The following is a 15,428-nucleotide window of genomic DNA, read 5'->3' as shown; positions in this document are numbered from 1 at the left end:
CTTATCAGGCTTTATTGCCGATAAAGGCGGGCGGCGGTGGCATGCCCGGCGAGACGGTCAGCACTTCATAGCCCGTTTCCGTGACCAGCACCGTGTGTTCCCATTGCGCCGACAGGCTGCGGTCCTTGGTTTTGATGGTCCAGCCATCGTTCATTTCGCGGATTTCGCGGCGGCCCGAGTTGATCATCGGTTCCACCGTGAAAATCATGCCCGCTTCCAGGCGTTCCAGGGTGCCTGGCTTGCCGTAGTGCAAGACTTGCGGCTCTTCATGGAAGACCTTGCCGATGCCGTGGCCGCAGAATTCGCGTACCACGCTGTAGCCGGCCTTTTCCGCGTGTTGCTGGATGGCGTGGCCGATATCGCCCAGGTGGGCGCCCGGCTTGATCTGATCGATGCCCAGCCACATGCACTCATAGGTGATTTCCGACAGGCGCTTGGCCAGGATGGTCGGCGTGCCGACAAGGAACATGCGGCTGTTGTCGCCGTGGTAGCCATCCTTGATGACGGTGATGTCGAGGTTGACGGAGTCGCCACTTTTCAGGACCTTGTCGCCGGGAATGCCATGGCAGATGACGTCGTTGACGGAGGTGCAGATGGCTTTCGGATAGGGCGTGTAGCCGGGCGGGCAGTAGTTGAGCGGGGCAGGGATGGTGCCTTGCACGTTGACCATGTATTCGTGGCACAGGCGATCGAGTTCGCCCGTCGTGACGCCCACCTTGACGAAGGGGGTGATGTAGTCGAGCACTTCGGCGCCGAGCTTGCCGGCAATGCGCATGCCTTCGATGTCGGCGGCGGTATTGATACGGATGGTGGACATGGTGTAATTCGCAATCTGCAAGAATTCAGGTGAAAAGCACAGACGATTCCTGCTGTATGGGGAAAAGTCTGCAAATATGCCGAAATTATAAACGAGGCGCCCTGAATCCGCCGCCTCCTTCCTATGGCCGGGAGGGGATTTGTGGGGAGAAAGCGGATGAAAAGGCGGTGCGGCCACGCCTTGCACCATCGTGGTGCGCCGGCTGTTTCCGCCGGGCGCGCGATTTGCGGTGCGGACTTGATGCGGCAGGCATTTCAGTGTAGAATCCCGGGTTGCTTGAATTCTCTTTTAAGCAATGCAGTAAAACAGTGTCTTTAATTTATATAAACACGCGAATCCGGTCGACAAGGGTGCCTGTATGGTGACTGATCGGATTCCAGACCCAACCCTGGAGTTAATAATGTCCGTAACAATGCGCGAAATGCTGGAAGCCGGTGTCCACTTTGGTCACCAAACCCGTTTTTGGAATCCAAAAATGGCACCGTTCATCTTCGGCCATCGCAACAAGATCCACATCATCAACCTGGAAAAAACCATGGCGATGTACCAGGACGCAATGAAGCACGTGCGTCAACTGGCTGCAAACCGTGGCACCATCCTGATGGTTGGCACCAAGCGTCAAGCTCGCGAAATCATCGCTGCTGAAGCACAACGCGCTGGCGTGCCTTTCGTTGATCAACGTTGGTTGGGCGGCATGCTGACCAACTTCAAAACGATCAAAACCTCGATCAAGCGTCTGAAAGACATGGAAGTGATGATCGAAGACGGTTCGATCGAGAAGCTGTCGAAAAAAGAAGCGCTGATGTTCTCCCGCGAAATGATCAAGCTGCAAAAATCGATCGGCGGCATCAAGGACATGGGCGGCATTCCTGACGCAATCTTCGTCGTCGACGTCGGCTACCACAAAGGTGCGATCACCGAAGCAGCTAAACTGGGTATCCCGGTCATCGGCGTTGTCGATACCAACCACTCCCCAGAAGGCGTGAACTTCGTGATCCCAGGTAACGATGACTCCTCGAAAGCCATCATGTTGTACGCTCGCGGTGTTGCTGACGCAATCATCGAAGGCCGTGCAGCTGCCGGTAACGAAGTTGTTGAAATGGTTAAAGCAGCCGCTGGCGACGAATTCGTCGAAGTTAACGAACAGGCTTAATGGCCAGGCTATCGCAAGATAGCCGTTTGTAAGCACAGCAGTAAGGGAAAAGGGGTGGCAGCAGCTCCCCCTTTTTTTTAACAAAAAAACGATAGTGACCGCTGGCGAGGCATGCATGCCCGGCCGCGACTATCGACTCACCGAATCAGGAGAAACACATGGCAGCGATTACAGCAGCGATGGTAGGCGAATTGCGCGGCAAAACCGACGCACCAATGATGGAATGCAAAAAAGCACTGACCGAAGCCGAAGGCGACATGGCGCGTGCGGAAGAGATCCTGCGCGTCAAACTGGGCGGCAAGGCATCGAAAGCATCGGCACGCATCACCGCTGAAGGCGTCGTGGCAACTTACATCGCCAATGGCGTAGGCGCCCTGGTCGAAGTGAACTCGGAAACCGACTTCGTTGCGAAAAACGACGATTTCCTGGCACTGGCCAACAACGCTGCCCGTCTGGTAGCGGAACACAACCCGGCTGACGTCGCTGCCCTGCTGGCTCTGCCACTCGATGGCAAGACCCTGGAAGACGTGCGCGCTGCCCTGATCGGCAAAATCGGCGAAAACATGACCATCCGCCGCTTCCAGCGTTTCGAAACCAGCGCCAAGCTGGCTTCGTACCTGCACGGTTCGCGCATTGGCGTGATCGTCGAATTCGACGGCGCCGATGAGCAAGTGGGCAAAGACGTGGCCATGCACATCGCTGCCATGAAGCCAGTGTCGCTGTCGTCGAACGAAGTTCCTGCGGAACTGATCGAAAAAGAGCGTTCGGTTGCACAACTGAAAGCCGAAGAAGACGCAGCCAAAGCGGCCGCCGAAGGCAAGCCAGCGCAATCGCCGGAAATCCTGGCCAAGCGCCTGGAAGGTTCCGTACAGAAGTTCTTGAAAGAAGTTTCCCTGCTGAACCAAGCTTTCGTGAAAAACGACAAGCTGTCGGTTGAGCAAATGCTGAAGGCGGCTAACACCAGCGTCAAAGGTTTCGCCATGTACGTAGTGGGCGAGGGCATCGAGAAGAAGCAGGACGACTTCGCAGCAGAAGTCGCAGCACAGATGGCTGCCTCCCAGGGAGCGTAAGTAAAGCGGGCCGAGAGGCCCGTTTTTTTGGCCCGCCCGCACCTGTGTGCCGGGCGGCGGCATGGGCAGCTTCCTCCCGCCTATCCGGCGCTGCAAGGCGCTGCGCCATGTCATACTCGAATAACCTCATTTATGGAGCCCCAGCTCATGTCAAAACCAGCCTACAAGCGCGTCCTCCTCAAGTTGTCCGGCGAAGCCCTGATGGGCGATGATCCCTACGGCATCAACCGCGCCACGATCGAGCGCATGGTGGCCGATGTGGCCGAGGTGGCGAAGTTGGGTGTGGAACTGGCAATCGTGATTGGCGGCGGCAATATCTTCCGCGGCGTCGCGCCTGGTGCGCAAGGCATGGACCGCGCCACCGCCGACTACATGGGCATGCTTGCCACGGTGATGAACGCACTGGCCCTGGCCGATGCCATGCGCCATGTCGGCATTACCGCGCGCGTCATGTCGGCCATCGGCATCGAACAAGTGGTCGAGCCGTACGTCCGCCCGAAAGCCCTGCAATACCTGGAAGAAGGCAAAGTGGTCGTCTTTGCCGCCGGTACCGGCAATCCGTTCTTCACCACCGATACGGCAGCCGCCCTGCGCGGTTCCGAGATCAGCGCCGAGATCGTCCTGAAGGCCACCAAGGTCGACGGCGTCTACACGGCCGATCCGAAGAAGGATCCGAACGCCACCCTGTTCCACACGATTACGTTCGACGACGCCATCGCCAAGCATCTGCAAGTAATGGATGCCACCGCATTCGCCCTGTGCCGCGACCAGAAACTGCCGATTAAAGTGTTTTCGATCACCAAGCCGGGCGCGCTGATGCGCGTCATCATGGGCGAAGACGAAGGCACCTTGGTTCACGTATAAGGGAAGCGGAGCGCCGGGAAACCGTCCATGGCTGCGTTGTAGTGCCTCGCCGTACATTCGGCGCCGCGCCTTGCCCTGAACTGTTTTCGGCACTCCCGACTGCGCTGGTGTTTTCATCGCAAGCGAAGTAGCAATATTCATTATTATCAAGACAAGGAGTACAGCAATGTCCTTAGCTGACGTTAAGAAAAATACCCAGGAACGCATGACGAAGTCGCTGGAAACACTGCGGGCCGACCTGGCCAAAGTGCGTACCGGCCGCGCCCATACGGGTATCCTGGACCACGTGATGGTCGAGTACTACGGTTCGCCGACGGCGTTGACCCAGGTGGCCAACGTGACCCTGATCGATGCGCGCACCATCGGCGTGCAGCCGTACGAGAAGAAGATGGCCAACACCATCGAAAAAGCCATCCGCGACGCCGACCTGGGTCTGAACCCATCGGCACAGGGCGACCTGATCCGCGTTCCGACGCCGCCGCTGACGGAAGAGCGCCGCAAGGAAATGGTCAAGCTGGTCAAGAGCGAAGCGGAAGACGCGAAGATCGCCGTGCGTAACATTCGCCGCGATGCGAATGAGTCGCTGAAAAAACTGGTCAAGGAAAAAGCCTGCTCCGAGGACGATGAGCGCCGCTCGTCGGAAGAAGTGCAGAAGCTGACGGACAAGTTTATTGCCGACATCGACAAGATGGTTGTCGACAAAGAAAAAGAAGTGCTGACCGTCTAGTTTTCAGTCCTTTTGGCGCTGCCCGGAAAAGCACGGCTTTTCCGGGCAGTGCTATTTGGAGCATAATAGTTATCTTTTATTTTTTGGTATTCGTGTTTTCATGATCTATTCGAGTTCGACAACGGCAGTACCTGAAGTGGGCACGGTGCCGCGCCATGTAGCAATCATTATGGATGGCAATGGTCGCTGGGCAACCAAGCGCTTCCTGCCGCGTGTGGCTGGCCACGTCAAGGGCGCGGATGCCGTGCGCGGCATCGTCGAGGCTTGTATCGAGCGCGGCGTCGAATACCTGACCCTGTTTGCTTTCAGCTCGGAAAACTGGCGCCGCCCGGAAGAAGAGGTGTCGATGCTGATGCGCCTGTTCGTCACGATGCTGGAACGCGAAGTGGTCAAGATGCATGCGAACGACATCCGCCTGAAGGTGGTGGGTGACTTGTCGCGCTTCAACGACGAGCTGCAAACCCTGATCGCCAATGCGGAGCGCAAGACGGCGAACAACACGCGCCTGACGGTGTCCATCTGCGCCAACTACGGCGGCCGCTGGGACATCATGCAGGCAGTCAATAAAATGACGGCCCAGGTGCTCGCCGATGGCCAGCCTGCCGGACACGCTTACACGGAAGAGCAACTGGCGCCGCACCTGGCCATGGCTTACGCACCCGAGCCCGACCTGTTCATCCGAACGGGCGGCGAGCAGCGCATTTCCAATTTCCTCCTGTGGCAACTGGCGTACACTGAGTTGTTTTTCACCGAAACTTTCTGGCCCGACTTCAATGGCGAGTGCCTCGACGCGGCAATCGCGTCTTACCAGCAGCGCGAACGGCGCTTTGGCCGTACCAGCGCGCAATTAACTGAAAAGACAAACTGATGCTGAAAACACGGATAATCACCGCCCTGGTCCTCCTGGCGGTCTTGCTGCCGGTTCTGTATCTGAATTATTTCCCCGCCTTCGCCGTGATCGCCACGGCGTTCTTCGGCGCCGCCGTATGGGAAAGCTTCCGCATCTTCAAAAATCGCCAGGCGCTGCTGATCGCCGCCGTCTGGACTGCCGCCTTCGCGTATACTTTTTTTGTCGGCAACGGCATGGCGCAGCTCAATTTCTGGTTCGCCCTGTGCGTGGCCATCTGGCTGATCCGCTTCGTGCCTTCGCTGGCAACAGGCTTGCCGCCCACCGAAGGCCTGGGCAATACCTTGCTCAGCTTCGTGTACCCGGTGACCATCGTCGGCTGCTTCGTCGCCATCATCGCCCTGTTCCTGCATAGCCCTTTGTACCTGCTGTCCGTGATGGCCCTCGTGTGGATCGCCGATATCGGCGCCTATTTCTCGGGCAAGGCGTTCGGCAAGCGCAAACTGGCGCCAAGTATTTCCCCAGGTAAGTCCTGGGAAGGCGCCATCGGCGGCGGCATCGCCGTGCTGGTCATCTCCGCCATCACCATCGTGGCCGCGCCATCGCTGCCGGTATTGCAAGACACCTTCGCCGTGCAGCTGCAATTGCGCCGCGGCTGGCTGGTGGCCTTGCTGGTGCTGCTGCTGATCGTTGCGGCCAGCATCGTCGGCGACCTGTTCGAATCCCAGCTGAAGCGCCGCGCCGGCATCAAGGACAGCAGCAAGCTGCTGCCCGGCCATGGCGGCGTACTCGACCGTATCGATGCGCTGATCCCGGTCTTGCCATTTGCCGCCCTCGTGGCCAGCTGGCTTTAAGGAAACTCATGCAATACATCACCATTCTTGGCGCGACCGGCTCGATCGGCGTGTCCACCCTGGACGTCCTCGCGCGTCATCCGGAGCAATACAGCGTGTATGCGCTGAGCGCCCACAGCCGCGTGGCCGAACTGGCCGCCCAGTGCCTGCAATTTCGCCCCCGGCGCGCCGTCGTCGGCACGGCCGACGCCGCCCTTGAACTGACGCGCTTGCTGCGCGGGCAGGGCGTCGATACGCAAGTCGAGTACGGGGTGGACGCCCTGTGCGACATCGCCAGCGCGCCACAGGTGACGGGCGTGATGGCGGCCATCGTCGGCGCGGCCGGCCTGGCGCCCACCCTGGCGGCAGCGCGTGCCGGCAAGAAAGTATTGCTGGCCAATAAAGAAGCGCTGGTCATGTCCGGCCAGCTGTTCATCGATGCCGTGCATGACAACGGCGCCGTGCTGCTGCCCATCGACAGCGAACACAACGCCATCTTCCAATGCATGCCGCACGCCCATGGCCGCGCGCCGGGCGCCGCGGGCGTGGCGAAAATCGTGCTGACGGCTTCCGGCGGCCCTTTCCTGACGCGCGACGTCGAGACGCTCGACACGGTCACGCCGGACCAGGCATGCAAGCATCCGACCTGGGCCATGGGGCGCAAGATTTCCGTCGATTCGGCCACCATGATGAACAAGGGCCTGGAAGTGATCGAGGCGCACTGGCTGTTCGGCGCGCCGGCCGACCAGATCGAGGTGCTGATCCACCCGCAAAGCGTGATCCATTCGATGGTTTCGTACATCGACGGTTCCGTGCTGGCCCAGCTGGGTAATCCGGACATGCGCACGCCGATCGCCCATGCGCTGGCGTATCCGCAGCGCATCGCTTCCGGCGTGGCGCAGCTGGACCTGGCCCAAGTGGCCACCTTGCAGTTCGAACGTCCCGATTTCCGCCGTTTCCCCTGCCTGGCGCTGGCCTTTGACGCCTTGCGTGCGGGCGGCACGGCGCCGGCTTTGCTCAATGCGGCCAATGAAGTGGCCGTGCAAGCGTTTCTTGACGAACAGATCGGCTTCCGCCAGATCGACAGGGTCATCGCGCACGTGATCGAGACGGTGCCGCATGGCGCCGCTTCGAGCATCGACGCCGTGATGGAGCAGGACCGCCTGGCCAGAGCGGCCGCGCACGCGTATATCGCGCAAAGGCTGGCTGCATGACGCTCATCACCACGTTGCTGGCCTTTATCGTCGCGCTCGGTTCGCTGATTACCCTGCACGAGCTGGGCCACTACCTGGTGGCGCGCTGGTGCGGCGTGAAAGTGCTGCGTTTCTCGATCGGCATGGGAAAAGTGGTGTATTCGCGCAAGTTTGGCAAGGACCAGACGGAATGGGCGATCTCCGCGCTGCCGCTGGGCGGCTATGTCAGCATGCTCGACAGCCGCGCGCAAGACCTCAGCGACTTGCCGGAGAGCGAATTGCGCCGCGAATTCACGCGCCAGAGCGTGTGGCGCCGCATCGCCATCGTGGCCGCCGGCCCGCTGGCCAACTTCCTCGTCGCCATCGTGCTGTACGCGGGCCTGTTCATGCATGGCATCGAAGAGCCGTCGAGCAAGCTCGGCCCCGTGGCCGAACAGACTGCCGCCCATGCGGCCGGCTTGCGCAGCGGCGATACGGTCGAGTCGGTGAATGGCAAGCCCGTGGCCAGCTGGTCCGAGCTGCGCTGGGAACTGATCCAGGCTACCCTCGACAAGCTGCCGGCGCGCATTGAAGTGCGCCGTCCCGACCGTGGCCAGCAGGAAGCGACCTTGCCGACGGCCAGCCTGACGGAGACGGACCTGGAAGGCGACGTGCTGGGCAAGCTGGGTTTGACCCTGGCCCGTTCCGCGCCCACGCTGATGGAAATCATGCCCGATGGCGCCGCCGCGCGCGCCGGCCTGCAGAAAAACGACCAGATCCTGGCCATCGACGAACAACCCGTGCACGACGTGGCGGCCGTCATCGCCACCCTGAGCCAGGCGCCGGGCCGCACCTTGCAATTGCAGCTCTTGCGCCAGGGCCAGGACCTGACCTTGCCCATTACGCCGGACGCCGTGCCGGGCGCCGGGGCAGAGGGAGCTGTAACAGTTGGTAAGATACAAGCAAAGCTGGGACAGGTGCCGGATATGATCACCGTGGCCTCCGGACCGTTCTCTGCCGTGGGCAAGGCGTCCGCCAAGGTCTGGGATACCAGTGTCATGAGCCTGAAAATGCTGGGCAAAATGATCACCGGCCAGGTTTCTCTGAAGAATGTGACGGGACCCATTACCATCGCCGATTACGCGGGCCAGACGGCGCGCATCGGCTTGGTAAGCTACCTGAGCTTCATCGCCTTCATCAGTATCAGTCTGGGCGTGATGAATTTGCTACCCATTCCTGTTCTGGATGGCGGGCATTTGCTGTATTATTCGCTGGAAGTTTTGACCGGACGCCCCTTGCCGGAGCGCGTAGGCGAGATTGCCCAGCGCCTGGGGATAGGTTTGTTGCTGACCTTGATGGTGCTTGCCGTCTTTAATGACGTGTTGCGATTGCTGAATTAGGACGCTGGTTGAGGCCATTGCGTGAGTCGCACAAGCAATCTTTTGTGTATGTTGTCCATTGATTTACCCATTGAATAACCCCAATGAAATTACATTCTGCTCGTTTTGCCTTGCCTTCCTTTCGCCGCAGCCTGATCGGCGCCGCCGTCATGGCCATCTGTTCCGGCCACGCGCTGGCCGTCCAGCCATTTACAGTCAAGGACATCCGGGTCGAAGGGATCCAGCGTACTGAAGCGGGCACCGTCTTTGCCTACCTGCCGGTGCGGGTCGGCGAAACGTTCTCCGACGAGAAGAGCGTTGCCGCCATCAAGGCCCTGTATGCGACGGGCATGTTCAAGGATGTGCGCCTGGAAGCCGATGGCGACGTGCTGGTGGTGCTGGTCGAGGAACGTCCGGCCATCGCCAGCGTGGCATTTACCGGTACCAAGGAATTTGAAAAGGACGTGCTGGTCAAGGCGCTGAAGGAAATCGGCGTCGGTGAAGCCAAGATTTTCGACAAGGCCTCCGTCGACCGCGCGGAACAGGAACTCAAGCGCCAGTACCTGTCGCATGGCCTGTACGGCGTGAAGATCACCACCACCGTCACGCCGATCGAGCGCAACCGCGTCAACGTGGTGTTCGCCGTCGACGAGGGCGACGTGGCCCGCATCAAGCAGATCAACATCGTCGGCAACAAGGCCTTCACGGACAAGGAACTGCGCGAGCAGCTGGCCCTGAACACGGGCGGCTGGTTCAGCTGGTACACCAAGGCCGACCAGTATTCGAAGACCAAGCTGACGGGCGACATCGAAGCGCTGAAGTCCTACTATCTGGACCGCGGCTACATCGAGATGCAGGTCGATTCGACGCAAGTGTCGATCACGCCCGATAAAAAAGACATTTACCTGACGATCAACATCACCGAAGGTGAAAAGTACAAGATCGCCGGCACCAAGTTCGAAGGCGAGATGTTCGGCCGCGAAGAAGAGCTCAAAGCGCTGAACCTGATGCGCGAAGGCGACATCTACTCGGGCGCGCGCCTGACGGCGACGAACAAGCGCATCCAGGACCGCCTGGCCACGTTCGGCTATGCGTTTGCCAACGTCAACGCCAATCCCGAAATCAACCGCGAGAAGCATGAAGTCGGTTTCACCTTCTTCATCGATCCGGGCAAGCGCGTCTACGTGCGCCACATGAATATCGCCGGCAACACCACCACGCGCGATGAAGTCATCCGCCGCGAATTCCGCCAGTTCGAATCGTCCTGGTACGACAGCAACAAGATCAAGCTGTCGCGCGACCGTGTCGACCGCCTCGGCTACTTCAAGGACGTGACCATCGACACGCCGGAAGCGCAGGGCACGACCGACCAGGTCGACGTCAACGTGACGGTGGTGGAAAAACCGACCGGTAACTTCCTGATCGGCGGCGCCTTCTCGCAATCGGAAAAATTCACCCTGTCGGCCTCGATTTCGCAAGCCAACTTCGCCGGTAGCGGCAACACGGTCGGCATTGAACTCAATACCAGCCATTACAGCCGCACGATCGCGTTTTCGCAAACCAATCCGTACTTCACGGACGACGGCATTTCGCGCAGCTTCGAAGTCTACCTGCGCACGACGGAACCGCCGGCGCTGAACATCGGCAGCTACAAGATCAAGCAGACCGGTGGCCGCGTCAGTTTCGGCGTGCCGTTCTCGGAAGTCGACACCGTCTTCTTCGGCATCGGCGCCGAGCGCTCGCGCATCGAAACGGACATCACCAGCCCGATCCGCTTCAAGCAGTACGTGATCGACAATGGCGGCCCGTCCGACGGTATCGGTTCGGCCACCACGAATTCCATCCCGCTGACGGCGGCATGGCAGCGCGACAGCCGCGACAGCGCCCTGACGCCATCGATCGGCCGCTACCAGCGCGTCAACCTCGAGGCCGACCTGATCGGCGACCAGAAATATTTCCGCGCCATTTATGAGCACCAGTATTTCCGTCCGTTGTTCAGCAAGGTCACCCTGGCGCTGAAGGGCGAGATCGATTACGGCCACGGTATCGGCAAGCACGTGTATCCGGTCTTCAAGAACTTCTACGGCGGCGGCATCGGTTCGGTGCGCGGCTACCTGAGTTCCTCGCTGGGCGCGGTCGAACCGAGCACCAACGATGCCTTGGGCGGCGCTTCGCGCCTGATCGGTAATGCGGAACTGCAGATGCCATTCCCCGGTTCGGGCAATGACCGCAGCTTGCGCTGGTTCGGTTTCCTTGACGGCGGCCAGGTCTACCAGGAAGGCGAAAAAATGCGGATCTCGCAATTGCGCTATTCTGCTGGCTTGGGCATCAGCTGGATTTCACCGGTGGGCCCGCTCAAGCTGAGCTACGCCAAGCCGCTGAACGCCAAGCCGACGGACCGCCTGGAGCGCTTCCAGTTCCAGATGGGCACCGGTTTCTGACCGGCCATCTGAACGGGGGCGACAGCTTTTACTTTTTGACCATGGAGTATCATGAACACCGCATCCGCTACCCTGCCCAAGACCCTTGCCGTGATCGCATTGTGCTGGAGTTCGCTGTTGCCGGTGCAGGCGCAGGCTCAGGAGTCGAAGATCGCCTGGATCAGCAGCGAACGTATTTATAACGAATCGAGGCTGGCCAAGCTGGCCAGCGCCAAGCTGGCCGAAGAGTTCCGCTCGCGCGAAAAAGCCGTGCAGGAACTGGCTGCCCGCTTCAAGGTGGCCAACGAAGCCCTGGAAAAGGACATGCCGACCCTGAGCGAGGCGGAGCGCGCCAAGCGCCAGCGCGAGTTTTTCGAGCTGGACAAGGAGCTGCAACGCCGCCAGCGCGAGTTCCGCGAAGACCTGAGCCAGCGCACGAATGAAGAGCGCAGCGCCATCGCGGAAAAGGCCAACACCATCATCCAGCAGATGGCGCATATCGAAGGATATGACATCGTGCTGCAGGAAGCCCTGTGGGCCAGCCCGCGCATCGACATTACCGACAAGGTCTTGAAGGCGCTGGACAAGTGATATTAGAATAGAGGTAATTAGATGGGCACTCGACTAGGAGAATTGGTCGAACGCTTCGGCGGGCAGTTGGCGGGCGATCCCAACCTGGAAGTGTCAGGTATCGCACCGCTGGCCGACGCCGGCGCTTCGCACATCAGCTTTCTCAGCAATAGCAAATTCCGCGCACAGGCGGCCCAGAGCGGCGCCGCCGCGCTGATCCTCACGCCGGCCGACGATGCGCTGATCGGCGGCGACTACGCCGGCGCGCGCATCGTCACCCCGAATCCCTATGTGTATTTCGCGCGCGCGGCGCAGTATTTCGCCGCCCTGCACGAGATCACGGCACCAATCGGCATCCATCCGGGCGCCTTTGTCGACGCCAGCGCGCAGGTTGACGCCAGCGCCTCCGTCGGCGTGCATGCGGTGATCGAAGCGGGCGCCGTGATCGGCGCCGGCTGCGTCATCGGACCCGGTTGCGTGGTGGGGCGCGACGCCGTCATCGGCGCCGGTACCCAGCTGTTCGCCAACGTGACCTTTCACGCGCGCTGCGTGATCGGCCAGCGCGGCATCATCCATTCGGGCGCCGTGATCGGCACCGACGGATTCGGCTTCGCCAACGAAGGCGGCGTCTACATCAAGATACCGCAGACGGGCAGGGTGGTGATCGGTGACGATGTCGATATCGGCGCCAACACCACCATCGACCGCGGCGCACTGGCCGACACCATCATCGAAGATGGCGTCAAGCTCGATAACCAGATCCAGATCGGCCACAACTGCCATATCGGCGCGCACACGGCCATGGCCGGCTGTGTCGGCGTGGCCGGCAGCGCCATCATCGGCAAGTACTGCACCTTTGGCGGCGCCGCCATGGTGCTGGGCCACCTGACCATTGCCGACCGCGTCCACGTGGGCTCGGGCAGCATGGTCTCGCGTTCGATCCTGGAAGCGGGCCAGTACACGGGCTTTTATCCGCTGGCCAAGAACGCCGACTGGGAAAAGAGCGCGGCCATCGTGCGCAACCTGTCAAGCATGCGCGAGAAGATCCGCGCGCTTGAAAAAACAATTAAAACACTGACCACGCAAGACGAAAAATGACTACTGAAAAAAAGACCCTCGACATCCTCGCCATCAAATCGCTGCTGCCGCATCGCTACCCGCTGCTGCTGGTCGACCGCGTGCTGGACTGGGAAGCCGATAAAACCATCACCGCCATCAAGAATGTGACGGTCAACGAAGAGTTCTTCCAGGGCCATTTCCCGCACAAGCCGGTCATGCCCGGCGTGCTGATGATCGAAGCGCTGGCGCAGACGGCAGCTTTGCTGTCGTTCCTGTCGATGGGCGTGAAGCCGGACGAGAATTCGGTCGTGTACTTCGTCGGTATCGACAATGCGCGCTTCAAGCGTCCAGTCGAACCGGGCGACCAATTGAAGATGGATGTGGAAATCCTGCGCGTCTCGCGCGGCATCTGGAAATACAAGGCCGTCGGTACGGTTGACGGCAAGCTGGCGGTGGAAGCGGAACTGATGTGCACGATCCGTAGCGCGCAAGATGCCAGCCAGTCTGCGAGCCAGCCAGCGGGGCAGTAACATGGCGGCCATCCACTCCACGGCAGTCATCGATCCGAAGGCTGAGCTCGACAGCTCGGTCGAGGTGGGTCCGTACACCATCATCGGTCCGCACGTGCGCATCGGCGCCGGCACCAGGGTCGGCCCGCACGTGGTGATCGACGGCCACACGACGATCGGCAGCGACAACCACCTGTTCCAGTTTTCTTCCATCGGCGCGCAGCCGCAGGATAAAAAATGGGCGGGCGAGGCGACGCGCCTGGAAATCGGCGACCGCAACACCATCCGCGAGTTCTGCACCTTCAACACGGGCACCGTGCAGGGCGGCGGCGTGACGCGCCTGGGCAATGACAACTGGATCTCGGCGTATGTGCACCTGGCGCACGACTGCCTGGTGGGCAACAACACTATCTTTTCGAACAACGCGCAGCTGGCGGGACACGTGGAAATCGGCGACTGGGTCATCATGAGCGGTTTCGCCAATGTGCACCAGTTCTGCAAGATCGGCGCGCACGCCTTTGTCGGCATGAGCACCAGCCTGACGCAGGACGTGCCGCCGTTCGTCCTGTTGAACGGCAATCCGGCACAGGCCCATGGCGTCAATATCGAAGGCTTGAAACGCCGCGGCTTTACGCGCGAGCAGATCAACGGCATCCGCGCCGCGTATAAGCTCATCTACCGCGCGGGACTGACGCTGGAAGAGTCCAAGGCGGCCCTGTTCGAAGAAGAGCAGGCTTCCTCGCCCGAGGTGGCGCAACACATTCGCGCCATGCGCGAATTCCTTGGCGTGGCGTCGCGTGGCATCGTCCGCTGACCAGGACCGCGGCCTCGGTGTCGCCAATGTCGCCATCGTCGCCGGCGAGGTGTCGGGCGATTTGCTGGCCAGCCGGCTGCTGTCCGGCCTCGTGCCGCAGCTGCCCGGCGCGCGCTTCCACGGCATCGGCGGCGAGCACATGGCCAGGCAGGGCTTCGTGTCCGACTGGCCGCTCGACAAACTGACCGTGCGCGGCCTGTTCGAGATCATTCCCCGCTACCGCGAAATCAAGGGTATCCAGAACGCGCTGCGCGACCAGCTGCTGGCGGAGCGTCCCGCCGTCTTCATCGGCGCCGACTACCCGGGCTTTAACTTGGGGCTGGAACAGCAGCTGAAGGAAGGCGGCATCCCCACCGTGCACTACATCGGGCCGCAGATATGGGCCTGGCGCGGTGGACGCATCAAGAAAATCATCAAGGCCGTTTCGCACATGCTGGTGATCTTCCCGTTCGAGGAAGAGATCTACCGCAAGGCGGGCGTGCCCGTCACCTATGTCGGCCATCCGCTGGCCGAGATGATCCCTTTGCAGCCCGACGAGGCGGCCGCGCGCCGTGTCCTGGGCTTGCCGCAAGACGCGAATGTCGTGACCCTGATGCCGGGCAGCCGCATGGGCGAACTCAAATATAATACCGAGGCGTTTGTTGGCGCCTGCAAGCTGCTGCTGGCGCGCGACCGCTCCCTGCGTTTCGTCGCGCCCATGGCCGGCGAAAAGCAGCGCCAGTACTTTTTGCAACTGATCCGTGAGGCGGGCTTGCAGGACGTCGAGATATTGCTCACCGATGGCGGCTCGCACACGGCCATCTGCGCCGCCGATGCGGTGCTGGTGGCTTCCGGAACGGCGTCGCTGGAAGTGGCGCTGTACAAGAAACCGATGGTCATCGCCTACAAGATGATGCGCGCCTCGTGGGAAATCATGCGCCACATGGGCTATCAGCCGTGGATAGGCTTGCCGAACATCCTGGCGCGCGATTACCTGGTGCCCGAGCTGCTGCAAAACGCGGCCAGCCCGCAAGCGCTGGCGGACGCCATGTGGCAGCAGCTGAGCGACGTGCCGGGCCGCTTGCGCCTGGTGCAGCGCTTCACGGACATGCACCACAGCCTGCTGCGCGACAGCGCGCGCGAGAGCGCCAACGCCGTCATGCAGGTCATCGCCGCCAACCGCAAGTAAGCCCGAATCACCGCTTCAACCGCAGC

At 60.9% G+C, this 15,428-nt stretch carries 15 protein-coding genes; 14 read left to right on the top strand and 1 reads right to left on the bottom strand.

Features of this window, described 5'->3' with window-relative positions; genetic code table 11:
* Positions 1-4 precede the first annotated feature (4 nt).
* Positions 5-817 (bottom strand): type I methionyl aminopeptidase, encoded by an 813-nt coding sequence (map, locus tag OX462_RS15975; protein ID WP_070221576.1) that lies wholly within the window; start codon positions 815-817, stop codon positions 5-7.
* Positions 818-1,217: 400 nt separating this feature from the next.
* Between map and rpsB the strand changes: the two genes are divergently transcribed.
* From rpsB to lpxB, 14 genes are all read left to right on the top strand, one after another.
* Positions 1,218-1,970, top strand: coding sequence for a 30S ribosomal protein S2 (rpsB, locus tag OX462_RS15970; protein WP_010397614.1), 753 nt, complete (start codon positions 1,218-1,220; stop codon positions 1,968-1,970).
* A gap of 158 nt (positions 1,971-2,128) precedes the next feature.
* Positions 2,129-3,040, top strand: coding sequence for a translation elongation factor Ts (gene tsf, locus OX462_RS15965; protein ID WP_034752260.1), 912 nt, complete (start codon positions 2,129-2,131; stop codon positions 3,038-3,040).
* Between the two features lie 147 nt (positions 3,041-3,187).
* Entirely contained in the window at positions 3,188-3,904 is a 717-nt protein-coding gene (gene pyrH / locus OX462_RS15960; protein WP_034752258.1) for a UMP kinase, read from the top strand.
* 166 nt (positions 3,905-4,070) lie between these two features.
* Entirely contained in the window at positions 4,071-4,631 is a 561-nt protein-coding gene (gene frr / locus OX462_RS15955; RefSeq protein ID WP_070221522.1) for a ribosome recycling factor, read from the top strand.
* 100 nt (positions 4,632-4,731) lie between these two features.
* Positions 4,732-5,499, top strand: a complete 768-nt coding sequence (gene uppS, locus OX462_RS15950; protein ID WP_070311816.1) for a polyprenyl diphosphate synthase — start codon at positions 4,732-4,734, stop codon at positions 5,497-5,499.
* Complete coding sequence (locus tag OX462_RS15945) at positions 5,499-6,332, top strand: phosphatidate cytidylyltransferase (protein WP_070288002.1); 834 nt, start codon at positions 5,499-5,501, stop codon at positions 6,330-6,332. Before uppS ends, OX462_RS15945 begins: the two co-directional genes overlap by 1 nt.
* A gap of 8 nt (positions 6,333-6,340) precedes the next feature.
* Complete coding sequence (ispC, locus tag OX462_RS15940; RefSeq protein ID WP_070288004.1) at positions 6,341-7,525, top strand: 1-deoxy-D-xylulose-5-phosphate reductoisomerase; 1,185 nt, start codon at positions 6,341-6,343, stop codon at positions 7,523-7,525.
* Positions 7,522-8,883 (top strand): RIP metalloprotease RseP, encoded by a 1,362-nt coding sequence (gene rseP / locus OX462_RS15935; RefSeq protein WP_070311814.1) that lies wholly within the window; start codon positions 7,522-7,524, stop codon positions 8,881-8,883. The genes ispC and rseP overlap by 4 nt, the downstream gene beginning before the upstream one ends.
* An 83-nt stretch (positions 8,884-8,966) precedes the next feature.
* Positions 8,967-11,303: an outer membrane protein assembly factor BamA gene (gene bamA / locus OX462_RS15930; protein WP_070221517.1), complete on the top strand. Its 2,337-nt coding sequence runs from the start codon at positions 8,967-8,969 to the stop codon at positions 11,301-11,303.
* A 51-nt stretch (positions 11,304-11,354) separates the two neighbouring features.
* Positions 11,355-11,873, top strand: coding sequence for an OmpH/Skp family outer membrane protein (locus tag OX462_RS15925; RefSeq protein WP_046684967.1), 519 nt, complete (start codon positions 11,355-11,357; stop codon positions 11,871-11,873).
* Between the two features lie 21 nt (positions 11,874-11,894).
* A complete protein-coding gene (lpxD, locus tag OX462_RS15920) occupies positions 11,895-12,950 on the top strand; it encodes a UDP-3-O-(3-hydroxymyristoyl)glucosamine N-acyltransferase (RefSeq protein ID WP_121669224.1) in 1,056 nt (351 codons plus the stop codon).
* Positions 12,947-13,441 (top strand): 3-hydroxyacyl-ACP dehydratase FabZ, encoded by a 495-nt coding sequence (gene fabZ, locus OX462_RS15915; protein ID WP_034752234.1) that lies wholly within the window; start codon positions 12,947-12,949, stop codon positions 13,439-13,441. The genes lpxD and fabZ overlap by 4 nt, the downstream gene beginning before the upstream one ends.
* A gap of 1 nt (position 13,442) precedes the next feature.
* Complete coding sequence (lpxA, locus tag OX462_RS15910) at positions 13,443-14,234, top strand: acyl-ACP--UDP-N-acetylglucosamine O-acyltransferase (protein WP_070221515.1); 792 nt, start codon at positions 13,443-13,445, stop codon at positions 14,232-14,234.
* Positions 14,218-15,402: a lipid-A-disaccharide synthase gene (gene lpxB / locus OX462_RS15905; RefSeq protein WP_409026531.1), complete on the top strand. Its 1,185-nt coding sequence runs from the start codon at positions 14,218-14,220 to the stop codon at positions 15,400-15,402. The genes lpxA and lpxB overlap by 17 nt, the downstream gene beginning before the upstream one ends.
* Positions 15,403-15,428: the final 26 nt, after the last annotated feature.

Origin of the sequence: Janthinobacterium aestuarii (assembly GCF_046113285.1) — a bacterium.
Lineage (GTDB): Bacteria > Pseudomonadota > Gammaproteobacteria > Burkholderiales > Burkholderiaceae_D > Janthinobacterium.
The sequence above is the reverse complement of the archived record's forward strand: the minus strand, read 5'-3'. Positions and strand labels throughout refer to the sequence as shown.

What these genes read in the sequence shown, in the direction of transcription:
- map (WP_070221576.1), bottom strand. Translation starts at nt 817, where the DNA reads ATGTCCACCATCCGTATCAATACCGCCGCCGACATCGAAGGCATGCGC.
- rpsB (WP_010397614.1), top strand. Translation starts at nt 1,218, where the DNA reads ATGTCCGTAACAATGCGCGAAATGCTGGAAGCCGGTGTCCACTTTGGT.
- tsf (WP_034752260.1), top strand. Translation starts at nt 2,129, where the DNA reads ATGGCAGCGATTACAGCAGCGATGGTAGGCGAATTGCGCGGCAAAACC.
- pyrH (WP_034752258.1), top strand. Translation starts at nt 3,188, where the DNA reads ATGTCAAAACCAGCCTACAAGCGCGTCCTCCTCAAGTTGTCCGGCGAA.
- frr (WP_070221522.1), top strand. Translation starts at nt 4,071, where the DNA reads ATGTCCTTAGCTGACGTTAAGAAAAATACCCAGGAACGCATGACGAAG.
- uppS (WP_070311816.1), top strand. Translation starts at nt 4,732, where the DNA reads ATGATCTATTCGAGTTCGACAACGGCAGTACCTGAAGTGGGCACGGTG.
- OX462_RS15945 (WP_070288002.1), top strand. Translation starts at nt 5,499, where the DNA reads ATGCTGAAAACACGGATAATCACCGCCCTGGTCCTCCTGGCGGTCTTG.
- ispC (WP_070288004.1), top strand. Translation starts at nt 6,341, where the DNA reads ATGCAATACATCACCATTCTTGGCGCGACCGGCTCGATCGGCGTGTCC.
- rseP (WP_070311814.1), top strand. Translation starts at nt 7,522, where the DNA reads ATGACGCTCATCACCACGTTGCTGGCCTTTATCGTCGCGCTCGGTTCG.
- bamA (WP_070221517.1), top strand. Translation starts at nt 8,967, where the DNA reads ATGAAATTACATTCTGCTCGTTTTGCCTTGCCTTCCTTTCGCCGCAGC.
- OX462_RS15925 (WP_046684967.1), top strand. Translation starts at nt 11,355, where the DNA reads ATGAACACCGCATCCGCTACCCTGCCCAAGACCCTTGCCGTGATCGCA.
- lpxD (WP_121669224.1), top strand. Translation starts at nt 11,895, where the DNA reads ATGGGCACTCGACTAGGAGAATTGGTCGAACGCTTCGGCGGGCAGTTG.
- fabZ (WP_034752234.1), top strand. Translation starts at nt 12,947, where the DNA reads ATGACTACTGAAAAAAAGACCCTCGACATCCTCGCCATCAAATCGCTG.
- lpxA (WP_070221515.1), top strand. Translation starts at nt 13,443, where the DNA reads ATGGCGGCCATCCACTCCACGGCAGTCATCGATCCGAAGGCTGAGCTC.